Origin of the sequence: Sphingopyxis granuli NBRC 100800, from assembly GCF_001591045.1 — a bacterium.
GTDB lineage: Bacteria > Pseudomonadota > Alphaproteobacteria > Sphingomonadales > Sphingomonadaceae > Sphingopyxis > Sphingopyxis granuli.
The window spans coordinates 12763-28384 of the sequence record NZ_BCUA01000051.1; the positions used below are offsets into that span (position 1 = coordinate 12763).

A 15622-nucleotide genomic window follows, 5' to 3' on the forward strand; every position below is an offset into this window, starting at 1 on the left:
ACGGGTCCTCATTTCTTGTAGTCGGGCAGCTTGCTGCCGCCGATCACGGCGCCGGCGCCCTGCTGGTCGAGCTTGTCGGTCAGGCTGGAGAGCGACGAGGAGGTGCGGCGCAGGTCGCGGATCAGCGCATTGGCTTCGGGAACGGTCGTCTCGCTGAAGGTGCGAAGGCCCGGCCGCGCGTCCGAAATCGCCTGTTCGAGCGTCTGCATCGACTGGTTGGCGGAGGCGAGCGTGTCGCGCAGATTGCGCATCGCCGGGTCGACGTTGCGGTCGATCGTGCCCTGTGTCGCGGCGGCGAGATTGCCGATCTGCTCGGCGGCGTTGCCCGTCTGCTGGATCGCGATGCGCGTGTCGGCGAGCGCCTTTTCGAGCGCGGGGCCGTTGCGCGCGAGGATCGCGGTCGATTGCTCGACATTGTTGAGGATGCCCTTGATGCTCGCCTGATTCTCGTCATCAACCAGTTCGGCGAGCCGTTCGGACAGCGTCGAAAGGCGCTGGAGAAGCTGTGGCGCGGTGTTCAGCAGCTCGCCCAGCCCGCCGACGCGCGTCGGGATCACCGGCTTGCCCGCCGGCCCCTTGTCGCTGATCGGCGGCGCCCCCTTTACCGCGCCGTCGAGCGCGATCTGCGACACGCCGGTGAAGCCGACGCCCTCCAGCGCGGCGGTGGTGCCCTGCAGGATCGGCACGCTTTCCTCCACCTCGATGCGGACGCGGACGAACTGCGGATCGTCGGGCCACAGCGCGATCTGGCGCACCTGTCCCACCGGCACGCCGGAGAACTGCACCTGCGCGCCCTTGTTCAGCCCGTCGACCGACTGTTTGAAGAAGATGTCATATTCGCGCTTCGCGCCGCCGCTGTCGTTCGCCAGCCAGACCACGAAAAAGGCCAGCGCGACGGTGAAGAAGAGGACGAAGGCGCCCACCAGCACATTGTTCGAGCGTGTTTCCATCAGCTTTTCCTATCGCGCGGGACGCGCTCGTGCGATTCCGTCGCGGCGCGGCCGCGCGGTCCGTTGAAATAATCCTGTATCCAGGGGTGTTCGGTGGCAAGCAGTTCCGGGATCGTCCCGACTGCGATCACCGTCTTCTCGGCCAGCACCGCGACGCGGTCGCAGGTCGCATAGAGCGTGTCGAGGTCGTGGGTGATCAGGAAGACGGTCAGCCCCATCGTGTCGGCAAGCTCGCGGATCAGCGCGTCGAACTTGGCGGCGCCGATCGGGTCGAGCCCGGCGGTCGGCTCGTCGAGGAACAGCAGCGCCGGGTCGAGCGCGAGCGCGCGTGCCAGCCCGGCGCGCTTGACCATGCCCCCCGACAGTTCGGCCGGATATTTCGGCCCGGCATCGGGCGGCAGGCCGACCATCGCGACCTTGTAGGCGGCGATCTCGTCGAGAAGCTGCTGGTCGATGCGCGGATAATATTCGCGCAGCGGCACCTGGATATTCTCGGCGACGCTGAGCGTCGAGAAGAGCGCGCCGCCCTGGAACATCACCCCCCAGCGGCGGCGCAGGTCGCGCGATTCCTCTTCGTTGGCGATGGTGTCGAGCGAGGTGCCATAGACCTCGATCTCGCCCGCGGTCGGAATCTGCAGGCCGACGATCGACCGCATCAGCACCGACTTGCCGGTGCCCGACCCGCCGACCACCCCCAATATCTCGCCCGACCGCACGTCGAGATCCAGCCCGTCGTGGACCACCGCGTCGCCGAACCGGTTGACGAGGCCGCGGACGCGGATCGCATATTCGAACTGCTCGGGCCGCACCGCCTCGGCCGCCGCGATCTCCTGCCGGATCTCCTCTTCCTGCTCGTCGGTGCTCATCAGTTCCACCCGATCGTCGAGAAGAAGACGGCGAAGAAGGCGTCGAGGACGATGACGAGGAAGATGGCGGCGACGACCGCGGAGGTCGTGCGGCGCCCGACCTCCTCGGCATTCTGGCGCACCTGCATCCCCTCATAGCAGCCGGTGACGCCGATCAGGATGCCGAACACCGGCGCCTTGATCAGCATGATCCAGAAATCGGTCATCGGGATGATCTCGCGCAGCCGCTGGATATAGGTGAGCGGCGGCAGGTCGAGCCCGACCCAGCAGAAGGCGCCCCCGCCGACGATCGCGCAGATGCTGGCATAAAAGGCGAGCAGCGGCATGGTGATCGTCGACGCGGCGACGCGCGGCAGGATGATCGCCTCCATCGGGGAAACGCCGATCGTGCGCATCGCGTCGACCTCTTCGGTCAGCTTCATCGTGCCGATCTGCGCCGCGAAGGCGGAGCCCGACCGGCCCGCGACCATGATCGCGGTCATCAGCAGCCCTAGCTCGCGGATCGAGGCGCGGCCGACGAGGTTGATCGTGAACACCTCCAGCCCGAACTGGCGCAGCTGCACCGCGCCCTGCTGCGCGATGACGATGCCGATCAGGAAGCTCATCAGCCCGATGATCGGCAGCGCGTCGACGCCGACGGTCTGGAAGCGGGTGACGATCGCGTGCCAGCGGATGCGCCGGCGGGCGCGAATCTGGATGAACAGCGCGATGATCATCGCGCCGAAGAAATCGACGATGCCGACCAACTCGCGCCATATGCTGACGCTCGCGGTGCCGATCTGCTCGAGCATGCGCGCCCACATCGGCCGCCGGTCGCGATGGACGCGATATTCGCTCTTGTCGTCGGCCAGCGCCTTCAGCAGCCGCTGCGCCTCCTCACTGGCGCCGACCACCTTCGCGTCGTGCGCCTGCGCGGTGCGCGTCACGATCCAGGCGCCGACGGTGTCGATTCGCTCGATCGCGGAAAGGTCGAGCGTCGCGACCGGTCCCAGCGCGTCGAGCCGGGCGGGCAGGTCGCCGAGCCGCGCGAGCGTCAGACGCCCGGTAAAGCGCACATCGACGCCATCGGCTCCTTCGTCCGTCTCAAAATCCGCCCTGGCCGCCATCGTGCGGACGACCTTGGATTATTTGCCGAATGACGGCAAGCGAATCCGTGGCGCGGGCCGGGCTTGGCCGACGATGGCGGCGGGGGTAAGGAAGGCGCATGGACCGCCCGGCCGCCCCCGATTACGCCCACCGCATCGCGATGTACGACATGGACCGTACGATCACGCGCGCGGGCACCTACAGCGGCTTCCTGATGCACGTCGCGCGGCGGCGCCAGCCGTGGCGGCTGCTGCTGCTGCCGCTCGTCGCGCTTGCGGGGCTGGCCTATGCGCTGCGGCTGATCGACCGGTCGCGGCTCAAGGCGATCAACCTGCGGCTGCTGGTCGGCAAAAGCTTTCGCCGGTCGGAGATCGCGCCGCTCGCCGAAAGCTACGCCGACAAGGTCGTCGCGCGCGGGCTGCACCCGGCGGCGCTCGACCAGATCGCGGCCGATCGCGCGGCGGGCTATCGCCTGCTACTCGCGACCGCCTCCTTCCACCTTTATGTCGATGCGATCGCGCGGCGGCTGGGGATCGACGACGTCCTCGCGACGCGGCTCGACGAACCCGACGGCGCCGATCATGTCCACGCCCGGCTGGCGGGCGACAATTGCTATGGCGAGGCGAAGTTCGCGCGCATCGGCGAATGGCTCGCCGACAACGCCATCACGCGCGAGGCGGCGCATATCCGCGCCTATTCGGACCATGTGTCCGACCGGCCGATGCTGCATTTCGCCGATCAGGCGGTGGCGACGACCCCGTCGCGCCGGCTGAAGAAGCTTGCGCCGACGATGGGCTGGCAGGTCGTCGACTGGCGGCGGAAATAGGGTGTCGATGTCGCCGCTGCGAATGCAGGGGCCGCTGTCGTCCCCCCGCCGTGAGTCATGAATTTCGCGCAGAGGCGCAGAGTTCGCAGAGAAACATAGCTTTCGCGTTCGTGCTGAGCTTGTCGAAGCACCGTTCCTGATCCCTCGACCTCAAAAGCAAGAGCGGCCCTTCGACAAGCTCAGGGCGAACGGCAGAAAACCTCTGTGAACGCTGCGAACTCTGCGCCTCTGCGCGAATATATCCTACACTGGCTTTGCGGTTCAAACCGCCGCCAGCGCCTGGTCGAAATCGGCGATCAGGTCGTCGGCGTCCTCGATGCCGATCGACACGCGCACCAGATTGTCGGTGATGCCCAGCGCCTTCTTGCGCTCGTCGGGAACCGACAGGTGGGTCATCGCTGCGGGGTGGCTGGCGAGCGTTTCGGTGCCGCCGAGGCTGACGGCGAGCTTGGCGATCTTCAGCGCGTCGAGGAAGCGGAAGCTTTCCGCCTCGCCGCCGCGGATGAACAGCGAGAACGTCGACCCCGCGCCCGAACAGTGCCGGTCGAAGATGTCCTTCTGCCGCGGGTCGGCGATGAAGCCGAGGTAGCCGAGCCCCTCGACCTTCGGATGATCCTTCAGGAAGGTGCAGACCTTCAGCGCATTCTCGCCCGCGCGGCTCATCCTGAGTTCGAGCGTTTCGAGGCTGCGCAGCAGCATCCACGCGGTGTTCGGGTCGCAGATGGTGCCGATGGTGTTGCGCATCGGTCGGATGATGTCGATCAGCCGCTGGTCGCCCGACACGCCCCCGGCGACGAGGTCCGAATGGCCCCCGGCATATTTGGTGAGGCTGTAGACGACGAGTTCGGCGCCCTGTTTCAGCGGCTGCTGCCACAGCGGGCCGAGGAAGGTGTTGTCGATCGCGATCGCGGGCTTCTGATCGCCGGGGAAGGCGGCGTCGCGCGCCGCGCGCACCGCCTCGACATCGACCAGCGCATTGGTCGGGTTCGCCGGGCTTTCGAGATAGACGAGCGCGACCTTGCCGCCCTTTTCGTCGGCCAGCGTCCTGGCGCGGGCGAGCAGCGCGTCGAGCTCCTCGCGCGTCGCGCCGGCGGGGAAATCGACGAAGCTGACCCCGAAGCGCGACAGGATGCGCGCGATCAGCGTCTCGGTCGCGGCATAGAGCGGGCCCGAATGGACGACGACATCATTCTGGTTGACCAGCGACAGTAGCAGCGTGGCGATCGCCGACATGCCGCTGGAAAAGACGAGGCTGTCGTCGGCGCCGTCCCATATCGCGAGGCGGTCTTCGAGGATTTCCTGGTTCGGCCCGTTGAAGCGCGAATAGACGAGGCCGTCGGCCGGCCCCTGCCGCTTGCCGGTGATATGTTCGAAGAAGCGCTTGCCCGCCGCCGCATTCTCGAAGGCGAAGGTCGAGGTGAGGAAGATCGGCGGCTTCAGCGATCCTTCGGACAGCACCGGGTCATAGCCATGCCCCATCATCAGCGTCGCGGGATTGAGCGTCCGGCCGCCGATCGTCTTGATGTCCGCCTTGGGTTTGCCGCGCATGGCCATGAAATGCTCCTTTGGATGAGGCGTTCCGTCTACAACAGCGCCGGTTGCAATTGAAACGAAATCCGCGCGCGGCGCGTGCCACGGCCGCCCCGCCCTACACCAGCATCGCGACGGTCCAGATCACCCCGATCAGCAGCGGCGCGCCGATGATGTCGAGGACCAGCCCGGCCTTCAGCATGCGCGGCAGCGCGATGTGGCCGGTCGACCAGGCGAGCGCGCTCGGCCCGGTGCCCGACGGCAGCATGAAGCCCCAGCTCGCCGCCATTGCGACGGGCAGGGCGAGCAGGATCGGATCGGCCCCCGTCGCCGCGATCAGCGCGGTCAGCACGGGCATGATGCCGCTCGCGGTCGCGACATTGCTCGCGAACTCGGTGACGAGGATGGTCAGCGCGACGATGATCAGCGCCAGCAGGATCGCGGGCATCGCGCCGAGCGGGGCGAGGATGGTGCCGAGCCACGCCGCGAGCCCGCTCTCGGTCATCGCCGCCGCCAGCGCCAGTCCGCCGCCGAACAGCATGATGACGCCCCACGGCGCCCGGTCGGCTTCCTTCCAGACCAGCAGCGGACGGCCCGTCCCGTCGGGAACGACGAACAGCAGCAGGCTGCCCGCCACCGCGATCGTGCCGTCGGTCAACGCGCCCTTCGGAAACAGCGGCGCCAGCAGCGGCTGCGCGATCCACGCCGCGACGACCAGCAGCGCGACGGGCACGACGCGGCGCTCGGCGCGGCTCCACGTCGTCGCCTCGCCCAGCGCGCTCGCCGCGGCGGCGGCGTCGAAGGGATGGTCCTTCAATCGCTGGACGCGCGCGAGGACGAAGGTGGCGATCGGCACGCTCAGGATCACGACCGGCAGGCCGAACATCAGCCAGTCGAGGAAGGAGATGTGCACGCCCAGCGTCCGCTCGATCAGCCCGGCGGCGATCGCGTTGGTCGGCGTCGCGACCAGCGTCCCGAACCCGCTGATCGTCGCGCCGAAGGCGGTGCCCATGATCACCGCGCCGGCGAAACCCTCGGTCTCTCCCTCGGGGATGCCCGCCGCCTCGATCACCGCGAGCGCGATCGGGATCATGATCAGCGCGGTCGAGGTGTTGGAGACGAGCAGGCCGATCGCCGCGGTCGCCGCCATGAAGGCGAAGAGCAGCCCGGTCGCGGTCGGCGGCGCGCGCTTGAGCAGCGCCAGCGCGACCCGACGGTGCAGGCCGACGCGCTCGATCGCCAGCGCCAGAAAGGCGCCGCCCAGGATCAGGAACAGGATCGGCGAATAATATTCCTTGGCGATGGCGTTGGAATCCATCACCCCGAAGCTGGGCACGAGCAGGAAGGGCAGCAGCGCGGTGACCGTCAGCGGCATCGCCTCGGTCATCCACCATACCGCCATCAGCAGCGTCATCGCCGCGACCGCCCAGGCGCCCGGCTCCATCCCCGCGGGCGCCGGCAGCATCCGCATCAGGGCGAACGCCAGCAGCCCGCCGACCAGCCCGAACAGCCGCGCTCCCGTCATCGCGTCTCCCTCATCGCGTTCCCCTCATCGCGCCGCGATGCCGATCAGCGCCATCTGGCGCCCATAGCTGTCCTCGCCCCGGTGGCAGGCGCGGCGATAGCTGAAATACTCCGCGGCCTCGGCGTAGGTGTCCTGCCCGCCGATCGCGATCCGCGTCACGCCCGCCGCGGCGAGCCGCGCGGCGACATAGGCGGCGATGTCGAACATCGCGTGGCCGGCGCGCCCGGCGGCGAAGAAGCGCTCGTTTTCGGGGTCGTCGTCGACGAAGCGCTGCACGAAAGCCTCGTCGACCTCATAGGAGGCGCGGCCGATGCACGGGCCGATCGCTGCCGTGATGCGCGCGCGGTCGGCGCCCAAATCCTGCATTGCGTCGAGCGTCGCGTCGGTGACGCCCGCGAGCGCGCCCTTCCATCCGGCATGCGCGGCACCGACGACGCCGGCCTCGCGGTCGGCGAACAGCACCGGCACGCAGTCGGCGGTCAGGATCGACAGCAGGATGCCCGGAGTGCGGGTCGCAAGCGCGTCCGCCTCCGGCCGCGCGGCGGGGTCGCTCGCCGCATCGACGACGACGCAGCGGTTGCCGTGGACCTGATACAGGCCGGCCAGCGCCGCGCCGGGCAGCAGCGCGTCGGCGGCGCGGCGGCGGTTCTCGGCGATCAGCGCGGGATCGTCGCCCGACCCGAGCCCGCAGTTGAGCGAAGCGAGGTCGCCGCCCGACACCCCGCCGCGGCGTCCGAAGAAACCGTGCGGGACGCCCTCCAGCGGCGCGGCGGTGCGAAAGGGCGGGGTCACAGGTCGAGCCTCCAGATGCGGTCTTCGTCGATATGGTTGCCGACCCGGAAAGCGTTGCGGCCGACGTCGACGAAACCATAGCGGCGATAGAAGGCCTGCGCGCGCGGATTTTCGGTGAACACCGACAGATAGAGGATGGCGGCGCGCTCGCGGGCCCAGGCGATGCCCCATTGCATCAGCGCGGCGGCGACCCCGGTACCCTTCGCCGCCTCGCCGACATAGAGCTGGTGCAGTTCGGTCGCATCGTCGGCGGGCTGGCCTTCGGGCAGCGCGAAGTCGATCGGGCCGAGCTTCGCAAAGCCCGCGACCGCGCCCCCTGCATCGCGCACCAGCCCGATCGTCCAGGCGGGATCGGCGATCTGCGCGCGGATGCGCGCGGGCGGGTTCCAGTCGGCGAGGAAGGCTGCGAGGTCGGCGGGGTCGTAGAGATGGCCGAAGGTGTCGACGAAGGCCGTTTCGGCGAAGCGCGACAGCGCCTCGGCATCGTCGGCGCGGGCGGGGACGACGGCGGCGGTCATGCGGTCACTCCGGAAAGCCGGCGGGGCGCGGCCAGCCGGCCGCCGACACCGCGAGGCACTGGAACAGCTCGCCCATCTGGCCGGGCTCGACCAGCCGGTCGCGCTGGCCGCGCAGTTCGGCGGCGCGCGCGGGCGCCGCGGTCGCGAGCGTTTCGAGCCGCGCGTCGATTCCCATCGCGCTCAGCCAGATGCCCTGTCCGACGGGGCCGAGGACATGGGTCGAGGGGCGCCGCGCGGCGTGGGCGAGCGCGGCGAAATCGACATGCGCGGTCAGGTCGGCCTCGCCCGGATCGGCGAAGGGATCGGCGAACCGGTGCGCCTTCACCGCTTGCAGCGTGTCGCCCGCCGCCGGGCCGCTGTAGCCATAGTCGACGGCCAGCATCGCACCGCCCTGCCGCGCGAGGCGGGCGCTGCACTGGTGCATGACCGCCGCCGCCGCCGGAGCGGTCTCGACGATCGTGCCCTCGCCGCGCACGCGCAGCGCCGGGGGGATGATCTCGTCCACCGGCGTGTCGCCGGGGACCGCGACGAGGCGGCCGTCGCGGCGCTCGACCATGCGCTCGCGCCAGCCGTCAGCCGTCCGCACATATTGATGGATCGGCAGCGCGTCGAAGAATTCGTTGGCGACGACGACCAGCGGCAGGTCGTCGGGCAGGGCGTCGACCGCGTCGTGATGCTCGGCCGACGGCAGGCGCGCCGCCTGCGCCGCGCGCAGCACCGGGCTCGCCTCGACCAGATGGATGCCCTGCGGCGCGCAGCCGAAGCGCGCGAGCGTGCGCAACGCGTCGGCGGCCAACGTGCCGCGGCCGGGGCCGATCTCGACATAGCGGATCGCGGGGCTGCCCGCGCGCCGCCACAGGTCGGCGATCCAGATGCCGATCATCTCGCCGAACATCTGGCTGATCTCGGGCGCGGTGGTGAAGTCGCCGGCGGTCCCCAGCGGGTCGCGCGTCGCATAATAATGCGCGTTGGCGGCCGCCATATAGTCGGCGACCGTCATCGGCCGTCCCGCCGCCACTTCCCTGATCAGCTGCGCCGGCGTGGGCGGGCCGTCACGCAATGCTGTCGGGCCCCGCGATCGGCTCGACGCGCTGGCGGCGGCCCCTGGCGGTCGCGACCAGCCAGATTCCGGCGATCAGCATCGGCACCGTCAGCGTTTGCCCCATCGTCAGCCCCCACGGCAGCGTGCCGAGCTGGACGTCGGGTTCGCGGACGAATTCGAGCGCGAAGCGGCTGAGGCCGTAGAGGATCGCCGCCATGCCGAACAGGAAGCCGGGCTTGTAGCGCGCGTCGGTGCGCCAGAAGAGGAAGGCGAGAACGAGGAAGGTCACGACGCCCTCCAGCCCCGCCTCGTAGAGCTGGCTCGGGTGGCGCGGGTCCATCGTGCCGCTGCCAGGAAAGATGATCGCCCAGGGCACCGTTGTCGGGCGCCCCCACAGCTCGCCGTTGACGAAATTGGCGAGGCGGCCGAAGAAGAGGCCGAAAGGCACGACGCACGCGATATAGTCGCAGAAGCGCAGGAAACTCAGCTTTTCCTTGCGCGTGACGTACCAGATGGCGATCAGCACGCCGACCACGCCGCCGTGCAGCGACATGCCGCCGTCCCACAGGCGGAAGATGGCGATCGGGTCGGCCAGATAGGCGCCGAGATTGTAGAAGAGGACATAGCCGATGCGGCCACCGAGGATGATGCCGAGCATCGCATAGAAGATCATGTCGTCGGCGTGGCGGCGCGCCATCGGGGCGCCCGGCTGCGCGATCAGCCTCAGCAGATACCAATAGCCGACGAAGATGCCGGCGAGATAGGCGAGCGCGTACCAGCGGATCGGCAGGCCGAAGACATGGAAGGCGATTTCGCTGTTTTCGCCCATCAGATCATGGAAGTTCAAATATTGCGTTGCTTCGGCTAGAAGCGCAGGAAATGTCATAAAGGCTCGGCCCTTCCCCAGGAGAGGCCTTTCCCCATAAGGGGTAAGCGCACCGAGACCAAGAGGAGAGATACTGATGCCATCCGCGCTCGACCTGCGCCTGGACGCCGCTTACGAACAGATCACCGGCCCCGGAGGGCTCATCCAGGTCGGATCGGTCGAACGCTTCGGGCGGGACCTGCCGTTCATCACCAATGCGCCGACCAACCTCGCCGACTATGTCGCCTTCTTCTGCGCGCAGCACGGCGACGCGACCTTCCTGGTCGAGGGCGACGAGCGCCTGTCGTTCCGGCAGACCTATGCGGCCGCGCGGCGGGTCGCGGCGGCGCTGGTCGAAGGGCACGGGGTGCAGCGCGGCGACCGCGTTGCGATCGCGATGCGCAACGCCAACGCGTGGTGCGTCGTCTATATCGGCGTGCTGCTGGCGGGCGGCTGCGCGACGCTGCTCAACGGCTGGTGGCAGGGCGGCGAGCTGGCGGCGGGGATCGCCGACAGCGAGGCGAAGCTGGTCATCGCCGACCCGCAGCGCGCCGAACGGCTCGCCGGAACCGCGCACGGCGCGACGGTGATCACGCTCGACATCGCCAGGCCGATCGACGAGGCGATCGCGCCAATCACCGACGCGGGCGGCAGCGCGGAGACCGAATTGCCGCGGCTGACCGGGCAGGATCTCGCGACCATCCTCTTCACCTCGGGATCGACCGGCCAGTCGAAGGGCGCCTATTCGCGGCACGAGGCGGTGGTGCAGGCGGTCTTCAACTATGTGACGCAGACCGCCAGCATCGTCCATCTGCTGACCCAGGACGGGCTGATGTCGGACATCCAGCCCGCGACGCTGATCTGCACGCCGCTGTTCCACGTCACCGCCGAGATTCCGGTGTTCCTGCAAAGCTTCGCGCTGGGGCGCAAGCTGGTGCTGATGCCGAAATGGAACGCCGAAGAGGCGATGCGGCTGATCCAGGACGAACAGGTCAATTATTTCGTCGGCGTGCCGCTGATGAGCTACGAGATCCTCGTCCATCCGAACCGGTCGAAATACGACCTGTCGACCTGCAAGAGCTATGCCGGCGGCGGCTCGCCGCGCCCGCCCGAGCACGTCAAGCGCCTCGCCACCGAGATGGGCGACGGCAAGCCGCTGCTCGGCTACGGCCTGACCGAGACCAACGCCGTCGGCTGCGGCATCATCAACGAGAATTATCTCGAAAAGCCGCTGTCGACCGGTCCGGCGTCGAAGCCGCTCGTCGACCTCGCGATCCTCGACGACGACGGCAACGCGCTGCCGCAGGGACAGGTCGGCGAAATCTGCATCCGCTCGGTCTGCAATTTCGAAGGCTATTGGAACAATCCCGAGGCGACGAAGGCGGCGATCTTCGCCAACGGTTATTTCCGCTCGGGCGACCTCGGCTACCTCGACGCGGACGGCTATCTGTTCATCGTCGACCGCAAGAAGGACATCATCATCCGCGGCGGCGAGAACATCAGTTGCCAGGAGGTCGAGGCGGCGATCTACGAACATGACGACGTGAACGAATGCGCGGTGTTCGGCCTGCCCGACGAGCGGCTGGGCGAGGTGCCGGGCGCCGTGTTGTGGACCAAACCGGGCAGCACGCTCGACGGTGCGGGGCTGGCCGATTTCCTGAAGGCGCGCCTCGCGCCCTTCAAGGTGCCGCAGCGCATCTGGGTCGCGCGCGATCCGCTGCCCAAGCTCGGCACCGAAAAGATCGACAAGGTGACGCTGCGCACCCGCTACCGCGAGGAATATGCGGCGGAGGCGGCCGCCTAAGGTCTGTGGGATTCAGATTGCGGCTTGTTCCGGATCGTGTGTCCCCGCGAAGGCGGGGACCCATCTCCGGTCGGCGCAAGATGGAACCGGCGGGAGATGGACCCCCGCCTTCGCGGGGGAACACGACTTTTACAAATCAACGCGATATGATCTGAATTCCCACAGTTCTTAGACCGTCCCGCCGTAGCGCTTCGAGGTCGTCCGGCCCCGAACGTCGTCCCGGCTTTCGCCGGGATGACGGAAATCGGGCATTGCGTGCACGACGCGGGTCCCGCGCCGCGACCGGGACGACATCGGCGATCCTGCATGCTATGCCGGCGACCGAGCGCAACCAAATGCCGCCAGGGGGGTTCTGAACCGAGACCTATGTCGATCCTGCGTCCCTTCCTTACCCGCGTCGTGCGCCGCGGCAGGTTGACCGTCGTCATGCCCGACGGTCGCGAAGAGCGTTTCGGCGAGCCCGAATCCGGTTTTCCGGAGGTCACCGTCCGCTTCCGGAACCGGCGCGCGATGCGCCGGATCATCTTCGATCCGCGCCTCGGCGCCGGCGAAACCTTCATGGACGGCGACCTCCAGATCGTCGAGGGCGACATCATGGAGCTGATCGCGCTGCTGCGCATGAACACGCCGTGGGACCGCGGGGCGAAGCTCAAGGACAAGACCGTCTTCGGCGAATGGCTGGAAGGGGTGCGGACGCGATTCAACTCGATCAACCGCCGCCGCAGTGCGCGCGCCCACGTCCACCATCACTACGACATCGGCAACGATCTCTATCGCCTCTTCCTCGACGACGACATGCAATATAGCTGCGCCTACTGGCCGCGGCCGGACATGACGCTGGAGCAGGCGCAGGCGGCGAAGAAGGCGCATATCGCGGCAAAGCTCGCGCTCGCGCCCGGGCAGCGCGTGCTCGACATCGGCTGCGGCTGGGGCGGGATGGCGATCACGCTGGCGAAGCTGGAGCAGGTCGAGGTGCTGGGCATCACCCTGTCGGACGAGCAGCTTGCCCTCGCGCGCCAGCGTGCGGAGGCGGCGGGGGTCGCCGACCGCGTGCGCTTCGAACTGATCGATTATCGCGACCTTGCGGCGCGCGAGCCGGGGCGCTTCGACCGCATCGTTTCGGTCGGCATGTTCGAACATGTCGGCGCGCGCAATTTCGAGACTTTCTTCCGCGCCTGCGCGAACCTGATGACGGCGGACGGGGTGATGCTGCTCCACACCATCGGCCGCTTCGGGGGGGCGGGATCGACCGACGCCTTCACGCGCAAATATATCTTCCCCGGCGGCTATATCCCCGCGCTCAGCGAGACGGTGGCGGCGAGCGAGAAAAGCCGGCTGATCGCCACCGACGTCGAAACGCTGCGCCTCCACTATGCGCTGACGCTGCGCCAATGGTATGCGCGCACCGTCGCGCACGAGGCACAGATCGTGGCGATGATGGGCGAGCGCTTCTTTCGCATGTGGACCTTCTACCTCGCCGGCGCGACCGCGGCGTTCGAGAGCGGCAGCATGGGCAATTACCAGATCCAGTTCGCCCGCAGCCGCCGCGCGCTGCCGCTGACGCGGGATTATATGGGCGAGGCGGAAGCGCAATATGGCGCGATGTGATCCATAGTTGACACATCTGACAGTGTAATCCATAGTTCACATATGATCGAAATTCGGCGCACGGACGATTTCATCCAGTGGATTGCCGGACTTCGGGACATTGCAGCACGCGCTCGTATCGCAAAGCGCCTCAATCGTCTTGCGACGGGTAACTCGGGGGATGTCAAATCGGTCGGCGGCGGAGTCAGCGAACTGCGCTTCACGTTCGGGCCCGGATATCGCGTTTATTTTACGAGGCGGGGCGATGTCGTGGTGATCCTGCTGTGCGGTGGCGACAAGGGATCGCAATCGCGCGACATCGAAAAGGCCAAGGCGATGGCGAAGGAGATCGAATGATGGCCATTGAAACCAAAATCTGGGATCCGGCGGAACTTCTTCGCACGCCCGAGGATATCGCCGCCTATCTCGACACCTATCTGGAAGACGGCGACAGCGAGGAAATCCGCGAGGCGTTGAGGATCATCGCTCGCTCGCAAGGCATGACGGCGCTGGCCCGCAAGACCGGTCTGACGCGCGAAGCCCTCTACAAGGCGCTGGGTGAGAACGGCAATCCGACCCTCGATACGCTGGTCAGGATATGCAGGGCATTGGGGCTGCGACTCTCGCTGGCGGCGTGAAAAGGCGGAAACGGGTTCGGCATGGCGAGGGCGTAGGTCAGCCTGCGGAAGTCGGCGGAATTTGACACCGGCGCGCGGGGCGTGCGATGTTTTGATATCCCGTCCATAGCCAAAGGAGACAGGCCTGCGCGCCAGCAGGCACGATGTCATGCATTCCATCACGACCGAAACCCTCTCGATCGCTGCTGTTTTTCCCTTCCTTGCCGACCTGCCGCCCTGGGCCGAGACCTTGATCGGCCTGGGCCTGCTCCTCACCATCGCCTGGGTCGTCAACTTCATCGTCAAGCATGTCGTGTTGCGCGTCGCGCTGCGCTGGCTGCCGCAGGGCGGGCCGACGCCGGTTCCCGTCGCGGCAAGGCTTGCCAACGTCTTTCCCGCGCTTGTCATCTCGTCGGGCATCGGAGCGGTGCCGCATTTGCCCGCGGGCGTCGTCACCGTGGTCGGCAATGTCGTCGCCGCCTCCATCATCCTCTTCATCGCCATGGCGATCAGCCGGGCCTTCAGCCTGGGGAACGAGATATACGAGCGGCGGCCCGACGCCGCGAGCCGGCCGATCAAGGGCTACATGCAGGTGCTGAAGATCATCCTCTATGCCGGGGCGGCGATCCTGATCGTCGCGGCATTGATGGAGCAATCGCCCCTGCTGCTGCTGTCCGGCCTCGGCGCGATGGCCGCGGTGCTGATGCTGGTGTTCAAGGATACGATACTTTCGCTCGTCGCGTCGGTGCAGCTCACCTCGAACGACATGCTGCGCGTCGGCGACTGGATCGAAATGCCGCAGCTCAACGCCGATGGCGATGTGATCGACATCGCGCTGCACACGATCAAGGTGCAGAATTGGGACAAGACGATCACCACCATCCCGACGCATCGCCTGATCGCGGAGAGCTTCAAGAACTGGCGCGGCATGTCGGAATCGGGCGGGCGCCGGATCAAGCGGTCGCTGCTGATCGACCAGAACTGCATCCGTTTTCTGACCGCGGACGAAAAGCAGCAATTGCGCCGCCTGCGGCTGATCGACGATTATCTGGAGAGCAAGCAGGGCGAACTGGGCGAATGGAATGCCCGGGTCGAACGGGCCGGGCACGATCCGGTCAACAGCCGCCGCGTCACCAACGTCGGAACCTTCCGCGCCTATGTCCTCGCCTATCTGCGGGCGAACGGTCGCATATCGAAGGACATGTCGTTGCTGGTGCGGCAGCTGGCGCCGACGGCGCAGGGCCTTCCCATCGAAATCTATTGTTTCACCAGCACGACCGCGTGGGCGGAATATGAGGATATCCAGTCGGATATCTTCGATCATCTGTTCGCGATCATGCCCGAATTCGGACTGCGGCCCTTTCAGGACCCGAGCGGCGTCGACTTCCGGCTTCTGCGCGCCGCCTGACGTGCTGTTCCTACGCTCCGTGCGCTCGCGGTACGGTCAGAGCGCGATGACATCGAATGGACTCGTCATTGCGAGCGGCGAAGCCGCGCGGCAATCCAGAGTGCGCGGGAACCGCCCTGGATTGCTTTCTCCGGATCAGGTCCATCCTTCGTCATGGTGAACTTGTTTCCCTTTTGCGCCGCTTTTCATTCGAGGGCAGGCCATGG

15 protein-coding genes are annotated in these 15622 nt (G+C 67.4%); 6 read left to right on the top strand and 9 right to left on the bottom strand.

Annotation, left to right across the window (positions count from 1 at the left end; genetic code table 11):
- Window positions 1–8: 8 nt before the first annotated feature.
- From SGR02S_RS12510 to SGR02S_RS12520, 3 genes are read right to left on the bottom strand one after another with little or no spacing between them, the layout of a single operon-like run.
- Window positions 9–950 (bottom strand): MlaD family protein, encoded by a 942-nt coding sequence (locus SGR02S_RS12510; RefSeq protein WP_067110222.1) that lies wholly within the window; start codon window positions 948–950, stop codon window positions 9–11.
- Complete coding sequence (locus SGR02S_RS12515; RefSeq protein ID WP_067110225.1) at window positions 950–1816, bottom strand: ABC transporter ATP-binding protein; 867 nt, start codon at window positions 1814–1816, stop codon at window positions 950–952. The genes SGR02S_RS12510 and SGR02S_RS12515 overlap by 1 nt, the downstream gene beginning before the upstream one ends.
- On the bottom strand, window positions 1816–2922 hold the full coding sequence (locus SGR02S_RS12520) for an ABC transporter permease (RefSeq protein WP_067110229.1): 1107 nt from the start codon (window positions 2920–2922) through the stop codon (window positions 1816–1818). The genes SGR02S_RS12515 and SGR02S_RS12520 overlap by 1 nt, the downstream gene beginning before the upstream one ends.
- 98 nt (window positions 2923–3020) lie before the next feature.
- Here SGR02S_RS12520 and SGR02S_RS12525 point away from each other — a divergent pair, with 98 nt between their 5' ends.
- Window positions 3021–3728 (top strand): HAD family hydrolase, encoded by a 708-nt coding sequence (locus tag SGR02S_RS12525; protein ID WP_082797126.1) that lies wholly within the window; start codon window positions 3021–3023, stop codon window positions 3726–3728.
- Window positions 3729–3989: 261 nt separating this feature from the next.
- On the opposite strand, the gene SGR02S_RS12530 is transcribed toward SGR02S_RS12525, so the two are convergent.
- The 6 genes from SGR02S_RS12530 to lgt all read right to left on the bottom strand — a co-directional run bounded on the left by SGR02S_RS12530 (window position 3990) and on the right by lgt (window position 10021).
- Complete coding sequence (locus SGR02S_RS12530; protein ID WP_067110232.1) at window positions 3990–5282, bottom strand: cystathionine gamma-synthase family protein; 1293 nt, start codon at window positions 5280–5282, stop codon at window positions 3990–3992.
- A 94-nt stretch (window positions 5283–5376) separates the two neighbouring features.
- Entirely contained in the window at window positions 5377–6783 is a 1407-nt protein-coding gene (locus tag SGR02S_RS12535) for an SLC13 family permease (protein WP_067110235.1), read from the bottom strand.
- 24 nt (window positions 6784–6807) lie between these two features.
- Window positions 6808–7575 (bottom strand): peptidoglycan editing factor PgeF, encoded by a 768-nt coding sequence (pgeF, locus tag SGR02S_RS12540; RefSeq protein ID WP_067110238.1) that lies wholly within the window; start codon window positions 7573–7575, stop codon window positions 6808–6810.
- Entirely contained in the window at window positions 7572–8093 is a 522-nt protein-coding gene (locus SGR02S_RS12545; RefSeq protein ID WP_067110241.1) for a GNAT family N-acetyltransferase, read from the bottom strand. Before SGR02S_RS12545 ends, pgeF begins: the two co-directional genes overlap by 4 nt.
- Window positions 8094–8097: 4 nt before the next feature.
- Window positions 8098–9093 carry a class I SAM-dependent methyltransferase gene (locus tag SGR02S_RS12550; RefSeq protein ID WP_255211470.1) on the bottom strand — a complete coding sequence of 332 codons (996 nt, stop codon included), beginning with the start codon at window positions 9091–9093 and terminating at the stop codon, window positions 8098–8100.
- Window positions 9094–9145: 52 nt separating this feature from the next.
- Window positions 9146–10021 (bottom strand): prolipoprotein diacylglyceryl transferase, encoded by an 876-nt coding sequence (gene lgt / locus SGR02S_RS12555; protein ID WP_067110247.1) that lies wholly within the window; start codon window positions 10019–10021, stop codon window positions 9146–9148.
- A gap of 76 nt (window positions 10022–10097) precedes the next feature.
- On the opposite strand from lgt, the gene SGR02S_RS12560 reads away from it, so the two are divergent.
- From SGR02S_RS12560 to SGR02S_RS12580, 5 genes are all read left to right on the top strand, one after another.
- Window positions 10098–11804 (top strand): class I adenylate-forming enzyme family protein, encoded by a 1707-nt coding sequence (locus tag SGR02S_RS12560; protein WP_067110250.1) that lies wholly within the window; start codon window positions 10098–10100, stop codon window positions 11802–11804.
- Window positions 11805–12170: 366 nt separating this feature from the next.
- On the top strand, window positions 12171–13412 hold the full coding sequence (locus SGR02S_RS12565; RefSeq protein WP_067110253.1) for an SAM-dependent methyltransferase: 1242 nt from the start codon (window positions 12171–12173) through the stop codon (window positions 13410–13412).
- A gap of 42 nt (window positions 13413–13454) precedes the next feature.
- Complete coding sequence (locus SGR02S_RS12570) at window positions 13455–13748, top strand: type II toxin-antitoxin system RelE/ParE family toxin (protein WP_067110256.1); 294 nt, start codon at window positions 13455–13457, stop codon at window positions 13746–13748.
- Window positions 13748–14029 (top strand): addiction module antidote protein, encoded by a 282-nt coding sequence (locus SGR02S_RS12575; RefSeq protein WP_067110258.1) that lies wholly within the window; start codon window positions 13748–13750, stop codon window positions 14027–14029. The genes SGR02S_RS12570 and SGR02S_RS12575 overlap by 1 nt, the downstream gene beginning before the upstream one ends.
- Before the next feature lie 148 nt (window positions 14030–14177).
- Complete coding sequence (locus SGR02S_RS12580; protein WP_067110261.1) at window positions 14178–15416, top strand: mechanosensitive ion channel family protein; 1239 nt, start codon at window positions 14178–14180, stop codon at window positions 15414–15416.
- The last annotated feature ends 206 nt before the right edge of the window (window positions 15417–15622 follow it).